At 53.2% G+C, this 2,273-nt stretch carries 3 protein-coding genes; 1 reads left to right on the top strand and 2 read right to left on the bottom strand.

Going from position 1 to position 2,273, the window contains the following annotated elements; translation table 11 throughout:
- Nucleotides 1-328: 328 nt before the first annotated feature.
- Together J122_RS20065 and J122_RS20070 are read right to left on the bottom strand one after the other, a co-directional pair.
- Entirely contained in the window at nt 329-622 is a 294-nt protein-coding gene (locus tag J122_RS20065) for a helix-turn-helix domain-containing protein (protein WP_061334061.1), read from the bottom strand.
- On the bottom strand, nt 603-941 hold the full coding sequence (locus J122_RS20070) for a type II toxin-antitoxin system RelE/ParE family toxin (protein ID WP_061334064.1): 339 nt from the start codon (nt 939-941) through the stop codon (nt 603-605). Before J122_RS20070 ends, J122_RS20065 begins: the two co-directional genes overlap by 20 nt.
- 163 nt (nt 942-1,104) lie before the next feature.
- Between J122_RS20070 and J122_RS20075 the strand changes: the two genes are divergently transcribed.
- On the top strand, nt 1,105-2,028 hold the full coding sequence (locus J122_RS20075) for a M14 family metallocarboxypeptidase (protein ID WP_061334066.1): 924 nt from the start codon (nt 1,105-1,107) through the stop codon (nt 2,026-2,028).
- Nucleotides 2,029-2,273 lie beyond the last annotated feature (245 nt).

Genomic DNA, 2,273 nt, shown 5'->3' on the forward strand with positions numbered 1-2,273 from the left:
GTCTCGACGGTGAGCTTGACCAGCTGCTGTGTGAGGGCTCCGAGATCTTTTTCAGACTTGATGTCCTTGGCCAGCTCGGCGGCCATGGCTTTGAGTTTTTCTTGATCCACTTGTGTACCCACGATGGTATCCTTTTGAAAAGATTACTCAGTCGTGGGCAGTTACACAATTTGGTTTACAGCCTCCGCCAATGCGGAGCTTCTGAACAGCATCTCCGGAACAGACACCGATTGAAGCAGCGCTGTTAGTAGGGAAACCGGAGCCGTTTTAGTCTCCTTTCTTGAATTTCGCTTTGCAATTGCCGCTCATGCACATCGTGCAGTAGTGCTCACGGTCTTCGTGCTCGGCCATCTTCAACGGCTTCCAGCTTTACCCGAAAACCGCAGGCTGCAGCATATTTGCTAAGTGTTCCCCAGCTCGGATTGCTTCGGCCGCGTTCTAGTCTGGATATGTTGCTTTTGTTAGTTCCGAGCTTCTTCGCAACGTCCTCTTGGGTAAGGCCGGCTTTGGTCCTCATCGTAATCAGCTGATCGATGAGGCTGAATTCATCCTGAAGAGCATTATATTCCCGACGGACTTCCGGATTTTCCAGCGCTTTCTGCTTAAACTTTTTGAAATTCATGATTTTTGACCTCCTTCAATCGCTCATTGGCGAGCTCCAGGTCTTTCTTAGGTATTTTTTGATCTTTCTTTACAAAGACATGCAGAATGATAATTCGCTTGCCCTGCACGTAGCAGAAAATGCCTCTACCTATTCCTTCTTTGGCTTTTGCGCGGATCTCAAATAGTTCGCCACCCAGCGACTTTGTGTGTGGCTCCCCGAGGTTCGCCCCATGCTTCTCCATCAATTCCATCAGCCGAATCATTCTGGCTTGAATTTTGGGCGGCAGCTTTGCCAGTTCTTCATCTACTTTACCGTAGAATTCTATTTCCCAATCCATGGGGACTCCTTTATCTTTTGGTTATCATATACGATAACCATGGTCTCGAGAAGTGATTTGGAGACATGGAAAATTGGGTCAGATTTATTTTCTCAGGATCGATACCATGCCTATGCGAATGCGTGAGATGCGCGCGAGTAACTGAGCGAAGGAGACTTGCGATATGAACAGCGCTTCAGCGGCTTATCCAATCGGTACGCCCGGCATTCCCTGGGGCGATGCGGAACGTGCTCAGTGGCTTTCACGGCAGACCCGTCAACGCAGTTACGAGTCCGATGTGTTGAGCGTGATCGAGCGGCTGCGTTCGCGCTTTGATGTGCATGAGTATGGCTGTCTGGAATATGGCCCGGACGTTTATCCGCTGATGGCGATCCGCAGCCGCAACTGGCGTGCCGATCGGCCGGTGGTGCTGATTACGGGCGGCGTGCATGGCTATGAAACAAGCGGTGTGCATGGAGCGCTGCAGTTCGTTGAACAACATGCACTGGATTACGCGGGCCGTGTAAACCTGCTGGTCGCGCCTTGTGTCAGCCCCTGGGCTTACGAACGCATCCATCGTTGGAACGCGAACGCGATTGACCCCAACCGCTCGTTCCGTGATGACGGCCAGGCCGGGGAGTCCGCGGCGCTCATGCAACTGGTCGCTTCGATAGCTGAGCCAATACTGCTGCACATTGACCTGCACGAGACGACCGATACCGACGAAACCGAGTTCCGGCCAGCGCTTGCGGCCCGCGATGGCAAACCGTTTGAGCCGGGTGACATTCCGGACGGCTTCTACCTGGTGGATGACACCGAGAACCCGCAGCCTGAATTCCAGCAGGCGGTGATCGAGGCGGTGGAAAAGATCACTCATATCGCGCCGGCGGATGACAAGGGCGAGATCATCGGCTCACCGGCGGTCGCTCGTGGCGTGATTCAGTATCCGCTGGCGCAGCTTGGCCTTTGCACCAGCATGACCAACGCCCGCTACCGGACCACCACCGAGGTGTACCCAGACAGCGGCCGAGTAACCACGGAGCAATGCAATGCCGCGCAGGTTGCTGCGGTGTGTGCGGCGATCGACTATGCGTTGTCGGTAGGATAAGCAGGACCGTTTTGGGCCGGAAAATAGATCTGTCCCGGTTTTATGAGGAAGATGCCGAGGTTACAAAACTCATAAGGTGTAAATCGAAAGGCTGATTTATCTTTCCCATCTGATTGATTGAGAAAGGCACAACAAGGATGTTCGCGGAGCCTGTAAATAAATCTGTGTAACTGCCCACCCCATTACAGGTGGCCGTCCAGGCGGTCACCGAATTCGATAATAAAGCGATTCAATGCCGGCTTCCA

The sequence above is a fragment of the Marinobacter excellens LAMA 842 genome (assembly GCF_001574445.1).
In the GTDB taxonomy this organism is placed as follows: Bacteria; Pseudomonadota; Gammaproteobacteria; order Pseudomonadales; family Oleiphilaceae; genus Marinobacter; species Marinobacter shengliensis.

Excerpts from the sequence above, each read along its gene's own strand:
- J122_RS20065 (WP_061334061.1), bottom strand. The coding sequence starts at position 622 with ATGAATTTCAAAAAGTTTAAGCAGAAAGCGCTGGAAAATCCGGAAGTC.
- J122_RS20070 (WP_061334064.1), bottom strand. The coding sequence starts at position 941 with ATGGATTGGGAAATAGAATTCTACGGTAAAGTAGATGAAGAACTGGCA.
- J122_RS20075 (WP_061334066.1), top strand. The coding sequence starts at position 1,105 with ATGAACAGCGCTTCAGCGGCTTATCCAATCGGTACGCCCGGCATTCCC.